General features: G+C 63.2%; 18 protein-coding genes. 8 read left to right on the top strand and 10 right to left on the bottom strand.

Annotated elements, in window-relative coordinates; genetic code table 11:
• Nucleotides 1-161: 161 nt before the first annotated feature.
• Nucleotides 162-944 carry an IclR family transcriptional regulator gene (locus QTH90_RS27425; protein WP_286667762.1) on the top strand — a complete coding sequence of 261 codons (783 nt, stop codon included), beginning with the start codon at nucleotides 162-164 and terminating at the stop codon, nucleotides 942-944.
• Nucleotides 945-1,021: 77 nt separating this feature from the next.
• On the opposite strand, the gene QTH90_RS27420 is transcribed toward QTH90_RS27425, so the two are convergent.
• The 5 genes from QTH90_RS27420 to QTH90_RS27400 form a co-directional block, all read right to left on the bottom strand.
• Nucleotides 1,022-2,287 (bottom strand): thioredoxin domain-containing protein, encoded by a 1,266-nt coding sequence (locus QTH90_RS27420; RefSeq protein ID WP_286667739.1) that lies wholly within the window; start codon nucleotides 2,285-2,287, stop codon nucleotides 1,022-1,024.
• Between the two features lie 21 nt (nucleotides 2,288-2,308).
• The gene (locus tag QTH90_RS27415; protein WP_286667738.1) at nucleotides 2,309-3,913 is read right to left on the bottom strand and encodes a ThuA domain-containing protein; all 1,605 of its coding nucleotides are present in this window, start codon (nucleotides 3,911-3,913) and stop codon (nucleotides 2,309-2,311) included.
• A gap of 822 nt (nucleotides 3,914-4,735) precedes the next feature.
• A complete protein-coding gene (locus QTH90_RS27410) occupies nucleotides 4,736-5,209 on the bottom strand; it encodes a hypothetical protein (RefSeq protein ID WP_286667737.1) in 474 nt (157 codons plus the stop codon).
• 111 nt (nucleotides 5,210-5,320) lie between these two features.
• The gene (locus QTH90_RS27405) at nucleotides 5,321-6,541 is read right to left on the bottom strand and encodes a type II toxin-antitoxin system HipA family toxin (protein WP_286667736.1); all 1,221 of its coding nucleotides are present in this window, start codon (nucleotides 6,539-6,541) and stop codon (nucleotides 5,321-5,323) included.
• A gap of 31 nt (nucleotides 6,542-6,572) precedes the next feature.
• Nucleotides 6,573-6,908 carry a helix-turn-helix domain-containing protein gene (locus QTH90_RS27400; protein ID WP_286667735.1) on the bottom strand — a complete coding sequence of 112 codons (336 nt, stop codon included), beginning with the start codon at nucleotides 6,906-6,908 and terminating at the stop codon, nucleotides 6,573-6,575.
• 747 nt (nucleotides 6,909-7,655) lie between these two features.
• On the opposite strand from QTH90_RS27400, the gene QTH90_RS27395 reads away from it, so the two are divergent.
• Nucleotides 7,656-7,919, top strand: coding sequence for a hypothetical protein (locus tag QTH90_RS27395; protein ID WP_286667734.1), 264 nt, complete (start codon nucleotides 7,656-7,658; stop codon nucleotides 7,917-7,919).
• A gap of 104 nt (nucleotides 7,920-8,023) precedes the next feature.
• On the opposite strand, the gene QTH90_RS27390 is transcribed toward QTH90_RS27395, so the two are convergent.
• Nucleotides 8,024-9,733, bottom strand: a complete 1,710-nt coding sequence (locus tag QTH90_RS27390) for a uracil-xanthine permease family protein (RefSeq protein WP_286667733.1) — start codon at nucleotides 9,731-9,733, stop codon at nucleotides 8,024-8,026.
• 475 nt (nucleotides 9,734-10,208) lie between these two features.
• The gene (locus tag QTH90_RS27385) at nucleotides 10,209-10,451 is read right to left on the bottom strand and encodes a YMGG-like glycine zipper-containing protein (protein ID WP_286667732.1); all 243 of its coding nucleotides are present in this window, start codon (nucleotides 10,449-10,451) and stop codon (nucleotides 10,209-10,211) included.
• Nucleotides 10,452-10,739: 288 nt separating this feature from the next.
• On the opposite strand from QTH90_RS27385, the gene QTH90_RS27380 reads away from it, so the two are divergent.
• The 6 genes from QTH90_RS27380 to QTH90_RS27360 all read left to right on the top strand — a co-directional run bounded on the left by QTH90_RS27380 (nucleotide 10,740) and on the right by QTH90_RS27360 (nucleotide 14,645).
• Entirely contained in the window at nucleotides 10,740-12,170 is a 1,431-nt protein-coding gene (locus QTH90_RS27380) for a basic amino acid/polyamine antiporter (protein WP_286667731.1), read from the top strand.
• Nucleotides 12,171-12,187: 17 nt separating this feature from the next.
• Nucleotides 12,188-12,502: a hypothetical protein gene (locus QTH90_RS27375; RefSeq protein ID WP_286667730.1), complete on the top strand. Its 315-nt coding sequence runs from the start codon at nucleotides 12,188-12,190 to the stop codon at nucleotides 12,500-12,502.
• Nucleotides 12,503-12,537: 35 nt separating this feature from the next.
• Nucleotides 12,538-12,915: an SHOCT domain-containing protein gene (locus tag QTH90_RS27370; protein ID WP_286667729.1), complete on the top strand. Its 378-nt coding sequence runs from the start codon at nucleotides 12,538-12,540 to the stop codon at nucleotides 12,913-12,915.
• Between the two features lie 317 nt (nucleotides 12,916-13,232).
• Nucleotides 13,233-13,580: an SH3 domain-containing protein gene (locus tag QTH90_RS31570; protein WP_353506639.1), complete on the top strand. Its 348-nt coding sequence runs from the start codon at nucleotides 13,233-13,235 to the stop codon at nucleotides 13,578-13,580.
• A gap of 209 nt (nucleotides 13,581-13,789) precedes the next feature.
• Nucleotides 13,790-14,167 carry a hypothetical protein gene (locus QTH90_RS27365; protein ID WP_286667728.1) on the top strand — a complete coding sequence of 126 codons (378 nt, stop codon included), beginning with the start codon at nucleotides 13,790-13,792 and terminating at the stop codon, nucleotides 14,165-14,167.
• A 235-nt stretch (nucleotides 14,168-14,402) separates the two neighbouring features.
• Nucleotides 14,403-14,645, top strand: a complete 243-nt coding sequence (locus QTH90_RS27360) for a hypothetical protein (RefSeq protein WP_286667727.1) — start codon at nucleotides 14,403-14,405, stop codon at nucleotides 14,643-14,645.
• 40 nt (nucleotides 14,646-14,685) lie between these two features.
• On the opposite strand, the gene QTH90_RS27355 is transcribed toward QTH90_RS27360, so the two are convergent.
• From QTH90_RS27355 to QTH90_RS27345, 3 genes are read right to left on the bottom strand one after another with little or no spacing between them, the layout of a single operon-like run.
• Nucleotides 14,686-14,850, bottom strand: coding sequence for a methyltransferase family protein (locus tag QTH90_RS27355; RefSeq protein WP_286667726.1), 165 nt, complete (start codon nucleotides 14,848-14,850; stop codon nucleotides 14,686-14,688).
• Nucleotides 14,847-15,770 (bottom strand): DUF3616 domain-containing protein, encoded by a 924-nt coding sequence (locus QTH90_RS27350; protein ID WP_286667725.1) that lies wholly within the window; start codon nucleotides 15,768-15,770, stop codon nucleotides 14,847-14,849. Before QTH90_RS27350 ends, QTH90_RS27355 begins: the two co-directional genes overlap by 4 nt.
• A 39-nt stretch (nucleotides 15,771-15,809) precedes the next feature.
• Complete coding sequence (locus tag QTH90_RS27345) at nucleotides 15,810-16,178, bottom strand: enolase C-terminal domain-like protein (protein WP_286667724.1); 369 nt, start codon at nucleotides 16,176-16,178, stop codon at nucleotides 15,810-15,812.
• Nucleotides 16,179-16,650 lie beyond the last annotated feature (472 nt).

The raw sequence follows: 16,650 nt of genomic DNA, 5'->3' as shown, positions 1-16,650 counted from the left end.
CCGGTGGGCTGGAAAGGAAGGACATTGCGGTGGGTTGGCTCAGAGGAGAGGCTTCGATCAGTCGTTCCGTCCATCATAATAGAGTTCTATTTATAAACACCTAGGGCAAACTCGGAACGCACTGGACAATTAGTGCTCCCTGGGGGGAACTTTTGGCTGCGATGCAGATGTCCCCCGATATCTACCTTGGAGGAGTTCGAATGAATGAAGAGACCGGCGTGGCGGCTGTTGACCGCGCCTTGACGATCCTTGACGCCCTGACGAGCGAGAAAACGACGCTCGCTGACCTGGCCAAGCGCACCGGCCTCTACAAGAGCACCCTGCTGCGCCTGATCAAGTCGCTTGAAAGGTTTGGCTACGTCCTGCGCGACGCCGACGGCTGCTACCGCCTCGGCTCCAAGGTGCTGTACCTCGGCTCGCTGTATCAGAAGCACTTCAACGCCGGCGAACTGGTGCTGCCGGTGCTGCGCAAACTGGTCGAGGAATTGAAGGAGGGCGCGTCCTTCTACGTCGTGGACGCTGACTGGCGCGTGGTTCTGCACCGCGTCGAGTCTTCGCAAGCGGTGCGCGATTCGGTGCGCGAGGGCGACCGCTTCGCACTCACCAGCGGGGCCTCGGGCCATGTGCTGTGCGCCTTCAACGGGGCCACCGGCAAGCGGTTTGACACAGTGCGCCAGCAGATGTACTCCGCGTCCTTCGGCGAGCGCGACCCGGAAACGGCCGCCTTTGCCGCGCCCATCTTTGGCCACGGCAATCGCCTGGTCGGCGCGATCAACGTCTCTGGTCCCCGCTATCGCATCGAGGCGCTGGGGGCGGAGAAGATCGTGCCGCCGCTCTTCAAATACGCCCGGGAACTCACCATCACCTTCGGCGGCGACCCCACCGCCGCGGCCTTTAGTGGCTGGCAGCCGCAGCCGCTGCCGCGGAAGAAGCAATCGAAGTAATCGCGTGCCAAACCGCGCCTCGGCGCTTCAACTGGCGGTTGGTCGCAGGAGGCATGGGAGGAGGGGTAGGGGAGTCATCAATAGATCTCGAACTCAGCGTCCCCGGCGCGGATCTGCTCCGGTCTCGTTCCGGCAAGGGCAGGCGTCGCGGCCTGCCCCGTCCACCATCCACTGATGGCCAGACGCTTGCCTTTGGCAAACGGAGACACATGACTCACGAGATGAGCGCCTTCCGGCCCCACGTTGAAAAGGGCCAGCGTGTTGAACGAGGCTGGCAGGTAGCTGTTCGTCGGGCACCAGTAGAAGGAGCCGCCCCACTCGGAGCGCCACTCTTTCGCCAGATACCAGACAAAGGTCACCTGACGATGCGAATTCGCGTCGTTGGCCGCAACGTCGTTGTGGGGATGCAGATAGTCGCCCGGCAGATACCAGTTGGCGAAAAACTCCGTCGGCCCGGTGCATGAGCGGCCCGACAGCCGCGTCATCCACTCTTTCGTCTTCGGCGAATCGAAGATCCTGGAACACTCGGCGATGTCCTCCGGATACCGCTCGGCGTCCGAGAGATCGTGATAGTGATAGTGGAAATGCGTCTCGTAGCCCTCTTGCACGCGCCAGGCCGTGCTGTTGTCGAGGCTGCGGTGCATGCGCTCCGCAAAGTCCGCTTCGAAGGCGTCCCGGATCAGGACCAGCCTGCCGGCCGCCAGTCGGGGGGCGATGTCCGGCAGCGCGATGCGCACTGATGGGCGGAGATAGCTTTCGAGCGACGGCAGGCCGGCGTCCGTCTCGGCCCCGCCACCGGTCGCCTCCGTCATCTGACGTCGCATCTGCCCCAGGTCGAGCGTGCGCGCCGCGTTGAGCGCGACGTCCAACTCGCCAGCTTGCAGCGGCCCTTCATGGACGTGGACGATGATGCCGTCGCGCACGATCATCAGGGTCGGAATCGACGTGATGTTGAAGCGCGAGCCGATTTCCGGCTGTTCCTCGACGTTGACCTTGGCGAACAGAACGCCGGCGTGGCGGGCCGAGGCGGCGGCGAACACCGGCGCGAACGCACGGCAAAACGGCGAAGACGGCGCCCAGAAATCGACGACTGCCAGTGACCAGCCTTCGATCGCCGATTCGTAGTTGTGCCGCGTCAGCTCGAACACGCCTGGGGTCACGCCCGGAATCACGACCGGAGCGCGGGCTGGCATGAGCGGCTTGTGCAGCAGCGAAATGATCGGCTGCGTCGGGTTGTTCGCGGACTTGCGGTCTCGATGCTTCTGTTTCATGGGAGCCTGCCCGGTCAGGGCACTTTCAAAGGAAAAACGCGACGGGGACGTCTCCATCCCCGCCGCGTTCATGATGCCTGAGTCAGTCGGATCTCAGCGCACGTCTGCCCACGAACCAGCTTGCGGTTGAGCCGCACTTTGCAGCGGGCGGAACCACTTGTCATCGCGGACGTTGCCGTTGGCGTCAGGCCGGTTGTCGTTGCCCCGGCAGAACGGCTCACGGCCCATGATCGACAGGAGTCCGTGCACGACGTGTTGCTTGAAGTAGGCCTGCGTCGTCGCCGAGATCGCAGCGTTGCTGTTGCTGCTCGCATTCGGGTCGAATGCGTTGCTGAAGTGGCCCAGCGAGGTGATCCACGCCTTGCCGCCATCGTAGTACTGGCACCACGAGACCGGGTGGAACGAGTGACCGGGGTTCGTGCCCCCACGGCCCGTCGAGAGCGTGTTGTCGTCCACAGCGGCCAGGAAGCGGACCTTGGTCGGGAACGGCGCGAAGTTGTACCACTCGTCAGCGAAGTGGAACTGCTTGGGCAGGCCAGCGGTCGAGACGTCAGCCTGGTTCACGATGACGATGTCGCCAGCCTGCGCCGAGCCGTGGTCCATGTAGTTGGCGTTGCCGAGCAGACCTTCGTAGTAGGGCCAGTTGTATTCAGCGCCGAACACGTTGTGCATGCCCGCAAAGCCGCCGCCTGCGCGCAGGAAGTTGCGCAGCGAGGTCTTGGCCTGGTCGGTATTCAGGTTGCTGGAAGACAGGTTGCCGCCGGGATTGTTGCCCGTGCCGATGGCCGTGCCGGCCAGATTGGTGTAGCCCTTCGCGCCTTCGGCGACGAAGGTGCCGTGCTTGGTGAACGTGTCGCGAGTCGGGCTGGCCATGACCAGGGCGTCGTAGGTGCCGATGCTCAGGCCGGCCAGCACGTTGACGTCTTCCGTCCAGGTGACCGTGACGCCTTGTTCTTCCATCCACTTGGCGACGGACTTCTGATAGATGTTGGCGTCGGGGATATTGGCCGAACCCGTCACGCTGCCGGCGGTCGTCTGGGCCGGGCCGAGGTTGGCGTGGCGCGGACCCGCAGTACGCGAGTAGATCAGGATCTTGTTCTTGATGTTGCCCTTCCAGGGGTGGTAGCAACGGGGGTCGATGCCACGGCACACGTTGTAGGTCGGATCGATGCTTTCGGCGGGTCCGTTGCTGTTGAACTGAACCTTTTCCGTCGGCTCGCCCGCCTTCAGCCAGGGGTGGCCGATGTCGAACGTGGTGATCGCCTTGGCGGTGGTCTTGGCAGCATCAGCGTCGACGGTGGATTGCGCGGAGATCTGGGCCCCCTGCGCCTTGGCGTCGGCGATCAGCTTGTCCTTCTGCGCTTGGGCATCGAGGACGATGTTCGACTTCGCCAACTGGGCTTCGGCCAGGGCTGCAGCCTTGGCTGCCGAGTCGGAATACGACGCGGCCTTGGCGGCGGCGATCAGCGCATCGCCCTTTTCCTTGGCGGCCGCGACCAGTGCATCGCCTTGGGCCTTGGCGGTGGTGAGCAGCGCGTCAGCCTGCGCCGAGGCTTGTTGCTTGACGGCCTGAGCAGCGGCTTGGCCAGCGGCATTCACCTGGGCCTGCTCTTCGGCGGTGAGTGCCAAGGCCGAGGTAGCGGCCAGCCCCAGAGTCAGCGCCGAAATGGCGAGGCTCAGTGCGTGGAGTTTCTTCATGCTTGTCCTTTTTCTTGGTTGACGGAGTTGATGAATCTGCTGGGAGCGGCGCGGATCGGATGGTGGTATGTTGTGCGTTCTCTCCACCAGAACGGAGTTTCATTTCCGTGGCGAGAGTTTTCCTGAGGGCAAGTTCCGCGTCATTCGGGTAAACCCAAGAACATCGGGTTTTTCCTGAAGAAAAATGTCGCACTGGTTGCGCCCCTCCGGTCTGTGAATCCGAGGTACCGCGATGGGCACATCAGGGGGCGAGGATCACGATGACGATCCGCGAAGTCGACCGCATCAAGACGATGCAGGCGTTGCCGGACCGCATCCTGCGGACTGCCTGGACAAGTCCGGGATGAAAGGCTTCTTCGGTAAGCTCAACTCCGGACTCTTCTACTTGCAGGAGTGGTCCAGCATGGAGAAGCTGGAGCACGGCATCGGTGCCTACACCCGCTGCTACGGTCGCGATAGGCACGAGGATCGCTCCCCCGCCCCCGCATAGATCGCTACGTACGGCACCATCGCCCGATGCCCGCCGTCAGCCACCACCAATGGCAAGTAGCGGCCGTCGCCAGTTGTCGAAGATGCAGAGGTGAGCAGCAACGGCGGCGATTTGTTTGTCCTGAATCGCAAAGCTCAGCCATGTGATTGGACGATGGGTGGCGATGCGGCTTGCCAATGGCGCCGCGAATTCACATCGCGTCATTGAGACCGGCCTTCTTCGTCACCTTCGTCTGGAGGGCGCGCTCGCCATCGGTTAAGCGCTTGCGCTGCTTGAACAGCGCCTGCTCGATGCTCGGCTATGGACGCCTCGCACCTTCTCGGATTGTCAGATCATGCCGGGGCACAGTTCGCGAGGCCGATGGCATGCGCCTTGGAGCCATCATCGAAGAATTCGGACGTACTGATAGTGCCGGTCATCGGGCCGGGCTTGAAACCTGGCGCTCGTGTTTCGCAGTTGAAGAAGATGTTGTCGGAGCGCTTCATGGTGAAGTAGCCGTGCTTGTCCATGTTCTTCGCATCCAGCCTGACCGTCTTGTTGTGGATCGCGGTCATGCCGTCATAGCCCCTCTTCGAAGCGCGCTTGACCGCTGCATAGTCCAGCGCGTCGATCGCCGCAGACGTCCCCTTCTGGCGACCGTTCTTCGAGGTTTCGACCTTCGTTGGCGCGGGAGCTGGAGCAGGGGCGGGTGCAGCTGCCACCGGTGGTGCCGGCGCGGGGGAGGGTGCTGCAGCTCGGGGTTGAATGGCACAGCCGCCGAACAGGAGGGATGAGGCAGCGACTAGCAAAAGAGACTTCGAGTTCATCTACAAAGGTTGGAGTATTGACCCGTTGAGTCTGGCATCTGCAAGAGCGATCGCGAGAGGTGAAGCGAGCAGAAATTCACGGCGACGAGTTGTGTTTTCAAGCGCCGCCTGTCACGTCGGTGGAAAGCAACTGGAGAACTTTTCCATCGCCGCCTCACTCAGGCCGCTTTGGGCGAAGCACTGTCTCCAATCCTGGCGCACGGTCGCCTGGATGCTGTCGTAAATTTCGGCTGCCTCCGCGTGCGACAGGTCGAAGCTCGAGCACTCGCTGAGAATGTTGTCACGCGTTGGTTGCGCGTCGTTGCCCACTCGCATGGCCTGCACTCGCAGCTGCGTCGTTGGGATCCGCGGGACCATGTCGTAGGCCCCGGACATGCGGAAGCCAACGCCCATCTCATCGGCGACGAAGCCGTGGTTGCGATCGTGGTCGTCCGTGTTGGACACAACGCAGTTGAACACCATGCGGCGAAACAACTCATGTTTGTCCGCAAGAGGCTTGGCGCTCCACCGCGTCAGATCGCGCGCGAGTCCAGGGTAGCTGCCGGTGTAGGAGTTCTCGTTGACGCCCGAGGACCTCAGGACCGTGCGCGCGCTCACGAATGCGTCGCGGCTCCACGCCGTCAGCCCATCCTCTTTCTCCACGGCCGTCCGGTCGAATCGCTTCACGAGAAGCACGTCGGCCCCGTCGACCGTCACGAGCTCCGAGTCCACGGTCGCGATACCGCAGTGCCGGGCGAGTGCGTGCATGGCGTGCTCCAGCCGGGCCACCGGAACCCCCGGGTCGTCGTGGCGAGATGGAAACTTCGCCAGCCATTGGAAGGCATTGTCCGCGATCGTCAGCTTGGGTCTGGCCCCTCCCATCGCCGTGTTCGGTCGGACCCAATTCTCGAGTGAAGGGTCTTCCTTGCGCCCCCGCTCGATTCCGGCAAGCACACCGACCGCCGCCCTCAGCACGTCGCGCCCCGGAAGGTCGCGTTGCGCTGGTGGTATGTCCGTGCCCGCGCTGAAATCGAGGTTGCCGACCCTGTCGCCCTGGCTGCGGAGGAGATAGCCGACCGGCGATTCGGGTTTGCCGTACAGCAGGTCGATGACGCCACGGCCCCAATCGTCGGGAGACGCGTCTGCGAACACGCCGAAGAAGCCGAGTTGCGCGGTCGTCGAATGCTCACCATCCCGTAGCGGAAGCAGCACCGGATCGATTGAACGCGCGTGAGACTGGCCCAGGTAGGACTTGGCGTAGACAAACTTGCCAACGCCACCTGCCGAGGTCTTGTCGTTGTTGAATCGCCCGCATAAGGTTGGCTGGGTGTCACCAGGGAGGTAGACCCACACGTAAGCCTGGTTGGACGGAGGTTGGCCGCGCTTAGAAGTCATTGTCGACCTTCGTTCGCACCCGCACCCGCTTGGTCTGAGTCGAGAGCTCCAACGCCAGGCCGTCGCGATCCAATCCAGGATCAGCAAGAAGGTCAAGTTCCTCGTCGAGCCCAAGCGCCCATAGAGCTTTGACGTACGCGCCGATCCCGGTGTTGACCTCGCCGCGTTCGATGGCTTCCATCGTCGATCGAGAGACGCCCGCGCGCTGCGCAAAGTCTTCGCGCCGCAGCCGCCGGCGGGTACGCGCATCGCGGATTCGCTGACCAAGTCGCTGGATTCGATCCGCAACGGCATCGGGGGTTGCATGCGCCTTTGTGCTTGCCATGGCATGCATTATGAACCTTTATACATGCGATGCAATGTTTGACGCAACAGCGCTGAATCTAGAAAGAGCGCGGTCAATGGGGGGCCTCGAGGCTCGTGGATCAAGGCCATCTGCATGATCAGCCTGGCGAACAGAGCCAGAACTGCTGCAGCCGACGCAACTGGGGCGAGGAGTCGCATCCTTCCCGCCAATCTGGTCGCGCGCCATCTTGCTGCCTGGCCACCCTACTTGGTGGCATCACTTGAGTATGTGCGCCGCAAGGGCTGCATGCCGCGGTCGCAAAGTGACAAAGGTCACAACCGTCTTGTGCGTCACTTCCTCGACCCAACTGAGGTGCACGCCTAAATTCACTCCTACTAAAGGTTCGCACGGCCGCGATCCAGTCCTCGGGGAGCACTTGCCATGAAACTCTCTTCGCGTTGCCTGTTCTGGTTGACGAGCGCACTGTCACTGACGGCGACGGCCGTCGCGCTGCTTCATCCAAACCCCGCATTCGCGGCTGACCGCGCATACCTGAGTACTCCGGGCATTGTCGGAGAAGGCGCAGAGCGGGGCCAGGTCGCATTGAGAACTCGAAGGTAGCCGAGATGCTGGCATTCAGTGTCGATTCTTCGGCACACAGTGGGTCTTCCAGTGCGGCCCACGCAGCTTCGGCTGTCAAGTAGTCACCCTTACCAGGACGATTGCTCGCTAGCGCGCATTGCGCTGTAGCTGCACATCGCTGCGTGTAATCACACAGGAGCAGACATGAACTACCTCCGAATCTTCTATGTTCCAGTGCTCATGGCGCTCGGTGCCATTGCCGCCGGGTGCGGCCAACAGAGCAACCAGCCGTCGGCGCGTCTACAGGCTTCAATCGCCAGCGGCGGTCAGAAGGTCGACGCAGGATTCGATCATTCGAGAGACGCCAGGACAACGGGGCGCATGGATGTCTACATCGGCGAAACGTTCGCCACCGAGCAAAAGGCCATGTCCGTGAAAGACACAGTGCCGGATGCTCCGACCTTCTGACGCGGCAGCCGCAGCACGTCGTGGCCTCATCGGAATGGGGGAACCCGTTTCATTCGATCACCCCCTGACGGCACGGCCGGCTGGCAGCGGCGCGGCAAGCGCTGCTAGTGATCGAAGTGGAACGCGACCGACGCCCGCGGTCCCGAACGCCGCGAGGTCACGCGATCGGCAAAGCTGCGCATCAGGAAGCCGGCCATTCGCCGCTCGCCATCGTCCGAATCGATGAGCTCATCAACCGTCGGCCGCTGCTGTGGCAGCTCAAGTTCGAGGCCGTCGTACGACACCTGCAGGTCGAGGTTGAACTCGTCGAACGCGGCTTGGATAGCGAGTGGACCGGTGGCGACGCCACTTGACACCAGTGTCTCGATCGACTGCACCAAATTGAATTTGGCGCGGACGATGACGTCGCTGCGCGCGCCCCAGGCGGCTCCGTGCAGATCGAGAAATTGCTCGAGCGCCGCTGGGTCGACCGCGCCAGGTGTCACTGTCATCGAGACGCTGCGCCGCAGGCCAATACGAAACAGCAGGTTCAACCCGAGTCCCACCAGCGTGCCCAGCACCAGCGAATTGCCAAACGAAGGCTGCAGCCCCGACGGCAGGACCAACACCAGCCCGGGGAAGATCTCCACCGCCAGGCCAAACACGATGGCGAGGCCGATCACCAGTGTCTTGCGGGCGTCAAGCAGGCGCGAGGTCATGATCAACAAGCCGTTGATGATGATGAAGGTGGACGAGAACACCAGCGCCGCACCGAGCACCGGCCGCGGGATGAGGTTGAACAGGAGGCCCAGTTTCGGCACGAAGGCGAATAGCAGCAGGATCGCCGCTACCGACCAGCCGATGCGCCGGCTGACGACGCCGGTAGCGGTCGCGAGGCCGACCGCGCCGGTGGACGAGTTGATGCCCGGCGCGCCCAACGCCCCTGCCGCCACCGAACCGAGTCCATCGGCCAGCACGCCGCGGCTGATGGAACGCATGTCGGCGCGCACCCAGCCGGGCTGGCTGGCCTTCTGCGCAGTTGTGACATTGCCGATCACCTTCAGCACCGCGGCGACCGAGGCGATCAGAAAGGGGAGCACCAGCGTGGTGTCGAAGGTCCAGCCAACCGGCCCCCAAGCCGGAATGGCCAGCACGGGCGCCGTCGCCACCCGAGCAAGGTCGTGGGCATCGAGTCGGCCGAGCGCCCCGCCGAGCAGGCAGCCGGCGCCCAAGCCGATCAGCACGCTGAACACGCGCAGCCCGCCGCGGCCCCAGACGTTGAGGGCGACCATCAGAGCGAGCGTGCCGAGGCCCAGCAACAAGTCGATCTGCGCCGGTTGCATGTTGGCCTGCGAGCCACCCAGTGCGGTGCGCAGGCCAACCACGCCGACAGAAATCCCGGCCAGCAACACCACCAGGCCGGTTATTTCTGGCGTGAACAGTGGACGCAAGCGCGGCAACAGGCGAGCCAGGGCCATCTCGAAGAGGCCGGCAAGAATCGTCATGCCGAACACCGCGGACAGTTCCCCGCTGCGCGCGGCGATCAGCGAGGGAACGATGTAGACAACGCTCGGCGAAGGCTGGCACAGATAGCCGGAGCCGATCGGCCCAACGGTGATCACCTGCAGCAGGGTGCCGACGGCCATCGCGATCAGCGTCGCGCTGACCATGGCCGCCGTCACCTCGGCGGTGCTGCCGGCCGCCTGCGCGATCAGCACCGGGTAGACCAGGAAGATCGACATCAACCCGACATGCTGCAGGCCGCTGAGGAGGTTGACCCCGAGAGGCGGCGTCTCGTCGACCCCGTAGATCAGCCCCACGGGCTTGTGCGACATCGGCTTGCGTTCCTTTGGTTGAGGCGCGTGCGGGCGAGGAAACCGCCGAGCGACCGCTTGGCCGCGCGGATCATAGCCCGGCGGGAAGCAGAAGCGGCCAGAATCGAACGGGGTGCAAGAACGTGTTCGCGTTGGAGCGCGAGAAGCGAAGCGAGAGTCTCTTTGCGAAGGTGCCCTGTCCAGCCGCACGAGCCGCCCGGATCAATCGACGGTGTAGGGCGTTTTGGGGCAGCTGCGTGTGGAAGCTGGCATTGAGCATGTTCCACGAGCGGATCGCAGAGACCGCAAAGGAGCGGTGCGCGATCTGCGCATCGCTGAAGTGCCGCTTCACGGCGTCGAAGTCCACATCGCTGGGCGTGCGCTCCAGAACCGCGTTGACGGCCTCTGCCCAATTGAGCGCCGCGCGCTCGGCTTCGCTGTGGCCGCGGTCAGATCCGACCTGCACATGGTCCAGTCAGTTCTGCTAGTGCAGCCCTCACCAGCCTTGCCATTGCTGTTGCTGCCTGTTGCCGTGAATGTTGCCGGCGATTGCCCCTGCAATACCACCAATAGCGGCACCCGTCCAAGCGTCGCCCCCGGCGATCGCTGCGATGCCTGCCCCGCCCGCAGCGCCCATGGCTGCGCCGCTCATCGTGCCTTGCTGTTGCGGACTCATATCCGTGCAACTCGCCAAGAATGCCAGCGTTGCTACGCTTGCCAGCCATCCAAGTCTTCTCATGGTCAGCTCCTTACTTCCTCTGCAGGCCGGGGGTGGCCTGTTCAAACCAGATGACGTCCTGCACGGGCCGCGAAGGCCTGTTCATTTGACATGCTCCTTGAGAGTGACGGAAAGGAAGTTTGACCCCATTCTTGTCTTCTGCCAACTCCCCGCCGGAGCGTTTCGAAAGCACTGCCCCATGGTGCTATTGACAAGGGGCGGGCATCCACTGATGCTCATTTGCACAGGACTCAATCAAAAAAGAGGAGATTCCGTGGCTTCGATGAGAGTCCGCGGCGCGGACCTGTCATGACCACACCGGAGGACCAGAAACTTTCTCGCGGTGCGCTTGTTGGGCTCGTCGTGGGTTCCATGGTCGGTGCCGGCATCTTCGCGCTGCCGGCGGCTTTCGGCCGGTCGACCGGCGTCCTGGGCGCGTTGATTGCATGGTCCATCGCCGGCACCGGGATGCTGATGCTGGCGTTCGTCTTCCAGAGCTTGTCCCGGCGGCGGCCCGAACTCGACACCGGCATCTACGCCTATGCCAAGGCCGGGTTCGGCAACTACCTCGGCTTCGCATCCGCGGTGGGCTACTGGATCGGGGCATGCCTGGCCGACACCGCTTGCCTGATCCTGATCAAAGCAACACTGGGGCAATTCATTCCGGCCTTCGGCGACGGCTCGACCACTGTGGCGATCGTCTCGGCGTCGGTGCTTTTGTGGGCTGTGCAGGTCCTGGTCCTGCGCGGCGTCAAAGGGGCGGCGGCGCTGAACTCCATTGCCACGTTTGCGAAGATGGTGCCGATCGTCATCTTCATCGTCGTCGCGGCCGTTGGCTTCAAAGCGGATATCTTCGCGCTCAACTTCTGGGGCGGCGAAGACCGCAGCCTGTCTGGCGTGGCCCATCAGGTGCGCGGCACGATGCTGGCCACCGTGTTCGTGTTCGTCGGTATCGAGGGCGCAAGTGTCTACTCGCGCTATGCGCGCAAGCGGGAGGATGTCGGCTTCGCCACCGTGCTCGGCTTCCTGGGGGTGCTCTGCCTGCTGGTCCTGGTCACCATCCTGTCCTATGGTGTGCTGCTGCGTCCCGAGCTGGCGGCGCTCGCGACGCCGTCGATGGCGGGTGTGATGGCGGAGCTCGTGGGGCCGTGGGGGTTGGCCTTCATCAGCATCGGTCTGCTGATCTCCGTCCTCGGCAACTACCTGTCGTGGTCCTTGCTCGCGGCCGAAGTCCTGTTCTCCGCGGCGAACACCAAGGTCATGCCAGCCTTCCTCGCGCGCGAGAACGTCAACAAGGCTCCCGTTGCGTCGCTGTGGCTGTCGAACATCGTGATCCAGCTGTTCCTGCTCGTGACCTGGTTTGCCGAATACGCCTTCACGCTGGCGTTGAAGATGACGAGCTCGATGACGCTCATCCCCTACCTGCTCGTCGCGGCGTACGCGCTAAAGCTCGCGTGGACAGGTGAGACCTACCAGGCCGATGCGCGTGCCCGGACCGTGGATTGGGTGCGCGGTGCCATCGCGACGGTCTATGCCATGGCCATGCTCTTCGCGGGCGGACTCAAGTTCTTGATGCTCGCGGCGGTCCTGTATGCGCCCGGTACGATCCTCTATTTCATCGCACGGCGTGAGCAGAAGGAGCGGCTTTTCACCTTGCCAGAGATGATGGTGTTCGCGGTGCTGGTGATGGCTGCGATCGCCGCACTGATCGCGCTCGGTACCGGCGCGATCGCCGTTTAGAGCCCGAAGGAATGCGAATGTCAATGTCGCACCCCTCGCGCCATGCCGATGCGTTGCTGCTCTTGTTGCTGCCTCTCTCGGCGCTCGCGATCAACGCAGTGACGCTGCAGGCGGTCAACATGAAAAGCGGACCTGGCCGCGCCTTTGCATTGGTGACCTGGCTGCCTGCGCGAGCCCCCGTCGGTGATGGATTGCACCAGCGGCTGTCTTCAGACATGAGCGTCACGCTCCCGACCTCTGTTCTTGTTCTGATCGTGTACGTGCTTGGCATGTTCATGGGCGGCGTCTTCGCGCTCTTGTGCACATGGACGAGCAAGGCCACTGCACGATAGCGTTCACCTCCATAGACCATTTCAAAGGAAGTCAAATGAGCAATTTCTGGGACCTGATTCAACTGCTGCTGTCGACCTTCGTCCTCATCGCCTACCTCTTCATCCTGTTCCAGATCATCGGGGACCTCTTCCGCGATTCGGAGTTGGGCGGCGGGTTCAAGGCAATTTGGATCATTGGGCTGGTTTTCCTGCCATTCCTGACGGCGCTTATCTACATCATCGTTCGTGGACGTGGCATGGCGGAGCGGCAGCGCGCCAGTCTTCAGCGTGCCAAGTCAGAAACGGATGCCTATATCCGGCAAGTGGCCGGCAAGTCGCCTACCGAGCAGATCGCGGAGGCCAAGACATTACTCGACGCAGGCACCATCAATCAGCAAGAGTTCGACCAGCTCAAGGCCAAGGCGCTGTCCTGAGGGCGGCACCGAATCTACTGGCGCGACCGGCATCAGACGAACATCCGCGTTGGCCTGCAGGTGCGAACCGAGCCAGGAGTAGTTCTTGAAATCGAAGCGAAGCGTCAAGGTCGCTTGAACAGGGTGGGCGAACATGACGAAAATGCATTGAAACGTTGCCGACGGCACCCGGCTGGCAATGCGCGCACAGCGTGCGAGAAGCGCGGGCAGGACGCCGGAGATACGACCGTCAAGGGCAGGGTGGAGAGCGGCGGCAAGTCCCGCCACAACGAAATGTCCATGCAGAAGAACTCATCACCTGCAAAAGGGAGCTAACCATGCCACGAGCGTTCATTTCATCGCTGCTCCTCGCTTTGTCGCTGATGCTGGCTTTGCCGGCGATGGCCTTCAACTCGTCTACTACGCGATCACTCAATGTTCGTTCCGGTCCAGGAAGTTCGTTTCGGGTTGTCACGGTGCTTCCGCCACGCACCTCGGTGTGGGTGGATCGATGCACGAACGGGTGGCGCTGGTGTGAAGTTTCAGGGAGGCGCGGTGGGCGCGGATGGGTGGATGCTCGATTCCTCAGTCCCTCTGTTCGCGGCCGGGTTCCGATAGTGAACGATCGGAGACGCCCAGGACCGCCCCCGCAGCCCGGTCCTTGGCCTCAGCGACCGGTTGGGTAATCCCATAGCTACTCAATAAGTCATGACATCACCGAAGTTTGCCTTGGCGTTGTCGCACTGAGGGCCGATGATCGCGACACCGGCAGCTGACGTGGCGATCCATCAGGTTTATGCGATCAAATTTGACCGAGTCGGGGTGCGGCAGACGCTCGCGCCTGCGTGAGACCAAGCCCGAAGGTCCAGGGAGCTGGGCGGGGACAATCGCTGACATGAAGAAGCTCGTCATCGCGACGGCGCTCGTCACTCTAGTAGCTCCGGCTTCTGCGCAAACGCTGACTTGCAACAGCGAGATCGGCAAGCTGTTCGGCTCCCGGCAGATTGAAATTGTGCGCAGCGGCGACGGCATTACTGTTCGCGCCTCCAATGCGTCGAACGATGAGTGGGCGTATCAAGTTCTTGCTGAGAGCAAGACACTCGGGGCATTTCGTGCGGTTCGTATGGTTAAGCCTGCTGGCCCTCCCAGTGCGCTTGACGCCGTGCTGGGCGGGGAACTGTTTGTGCGCCGCGACGGCGCTTCTCTTCGGGCGTTTGCTACAGGCTCGATGACGTCCGGTGAGGTCAGTTCAGAACAGTTCGTCTGCCGATAGACGGGCGGGCACCAGAAGTTCCCCGCCGTTTCTCTTTGGGACAAAAGCCCCGGATCCTCAAGGCTGACCGCAGCGAGTGAGCAGAAAAGTCGTCGCCTACGCCGGCGAGCGAGCATCGAGCCTTCACGATGTCCCGGATGGCCGTGCCGGTGAGGGCGTCCTCGCCCAGGCGCCTTGTTGATCCGGCGGAAGAGTGGTCCTAAGGTGACCCCGCTGGCCTTGGGCATTGAATGCGATGCCGCCCGGGCTGTACGTGCAGGTCATCGACGGCTTGATTCACGTCACCAACCCGGTGGGCACGCAGAACTTTGCGGCAGGGCAGTTCGGCTTCACGCCCAACGTCACCCAACCGCCGGTGGTCGTGCCGAAGAACCCGGGGATCCAGTTCACGCCGCCGCCAGCCTTCAACGCGCCGATCGGGTCCAGTGGCACCAACACCGCCGGCAAGTCCAACACGGTGGATTGCGAAGTGCGCTGAGTTCGGTGGACGGCGGGGCCTTGCTCCCGCCGCCTGGCCTCTAGAGAAGGAAGGGTATGAAGCGGCGTGTGCGACGCATGTACTCACGGTACGCATCGCCGAAATGTTCGAGGCACTCGATCTCTTCGCGCTTGGCAGTGACGAAGATCAGCGCAGTGGACGCGAGCACCAGCAACAGCCCCAGCCAGGTGAAGCGCTGCTTCAACCGGACGCCATCTGCAGTTGATCGAGACCGAGCCAGAGGTAGCTGGCCGGCCGTCCGGCCTTGCGATCCCCGTCGTCGCTGACAAGGACGATTCCCGCGGCACCGTCGATGGTCGCCGGGCTCACGCCTTCGGTGTGGGCCAGATCCCGCAGAGCCTGTACAGCAACGCGGTATACGGCGTTGCTTCCCCTTCCATTCCAGAGCCACAGGGAGAACTGGCCGGGCTCCCGCGAAACCGGCCCGCCGACGACCAGGTACTGACCGAGCGCTGGGAGAAAAGACAAGGCGCGGATTCCGTGGCCGTCCAGATCCAATTCATCGAGTTCGGCCGATACGCGAGGCTCCTCGTTGGCTTCGAACATGGCGGTCGGATTCACGATGCGGGCGATGATTGCGCGGCCCTCGTGCAGCGGACTGCGAAAGCCGACAAGCAGATGGTGCTCGAACGGGTCGATCTCCAGCGCTTCGATGTTGAGTCCACCTCCGGTCTTGACCTCCCGGATCTCGGCCGCTGCAGCGAGCAGCGGATGCTCCGCCGTCATGGCTTGCTTCAATCCCTGGACGACCTTCGGCTCGACGACGCGATCACCCTCGACCCGAAAGCGCACGAGTCGCTCGCGCGCCTGCCGGGTGTGACCTTCGTCGTCCCGTGAATGGGAAGTGATGGCGTAGACGAAGCCGGATCGATCCAGCGCAAGCCCTTCGAGATCGTCGAGCTTCCAGAAGTCGCTGAAGGTCTGGAGCAGGGTGGCGGCGAGTGCGACGCTTTCGACATGGCCTGCATCGATCGTGACCAGACTGAAGGGGTGCTTCTTCTCGTCCTCGACGACAAGGAGGCGCCCGTCCGACAATTGCCGGATCGCCGACGGCTCGTAGATGCCGGTCAGGGGCCGAAAAACGGGTGGTTCAGGGTGGGCCACCGGCCCATTGTCTACCTCGCCGCCAACATACGCACCTGCTCAACCAGCCGCAGCGCGGATCGCTTCGGCGATTCGTTGCGGATCGGGTTCGACGCCGATGCCTGCCGCGTCGCCCAGGCTCACGCACCCGTCTTCATCCAGATGCTGGAGGGCGGGCGCAACGGCCGTGCGCAAGGGGTTGTCGTTGGCATCCACTTCCAGCGAGCCATCGCCGCCCGCCGCTGCGAGCAGATGCGCCGAGGCCAGCAGGCCGACGCCCGCTCCCAGGTAGTGAGGGCAATAGCGCAACCCGGCAGCGCGGGCGCGGCGGATGACGGGCCAGCAACCGGAGATGCCGCCCCACTTGGCCGCATCAGGCTGCAGCACCGACAGGACGCCGGCCTGCAGCGCGGCATCGAACCGCAGCACGTTCCGTTGGGCCCTGCCCACCTACGGCCTGAGATCTTCGCCAAGGTGATCGTGCCGTTGACGGTGCCGCACATCCTCACCGCCATCCGCGTCGCGCTCGGCGTGGCCTGGGCCACGCTGGTTGCGTCCGAGCTCCAGCGGCCGGCAATTCAAATCGGTCGAGCCAGGTCGGAAGCGGATGCGCAACCCGCTTACGCAGCAGCCACGCTGCGTGATCCTCTCGTGAGATGCACAACACGGTGCCCGGTACGGCAATCCAATGGCCGTTCGCCACCAATTGCCGAAAGGCGGTGCGACGACGCTCGATGCTCTAGCCGTCTATGCCGGGGACGTGGGAGGCGACGGCGTCACGGTCGGCAGGCACTGCAGCACCCAGATAGACCGAGTACCGGAGCCGCACGAGGGAACAGCACCATGCGTCGCTTACGCGCCGTGAAGCAGAACAAAAGCAGGTGGACTGATGCTCATGCCG

It is taken from the genome of Variovorax flavidus (assembly GCF_030317145.1).
GTDB classification, from domain to species: domain Bacteria; phylum Pseudomonadota; class Gammaproteobacteria; order Burkholderiales; family Burkholderiaceae_C; genus Variovorax; species Variovorax flavidus.
Note: the sequence above shows the minus strand (reverse complement) of the source record. Positions and strands in the feature narration are given on the sequence as shown.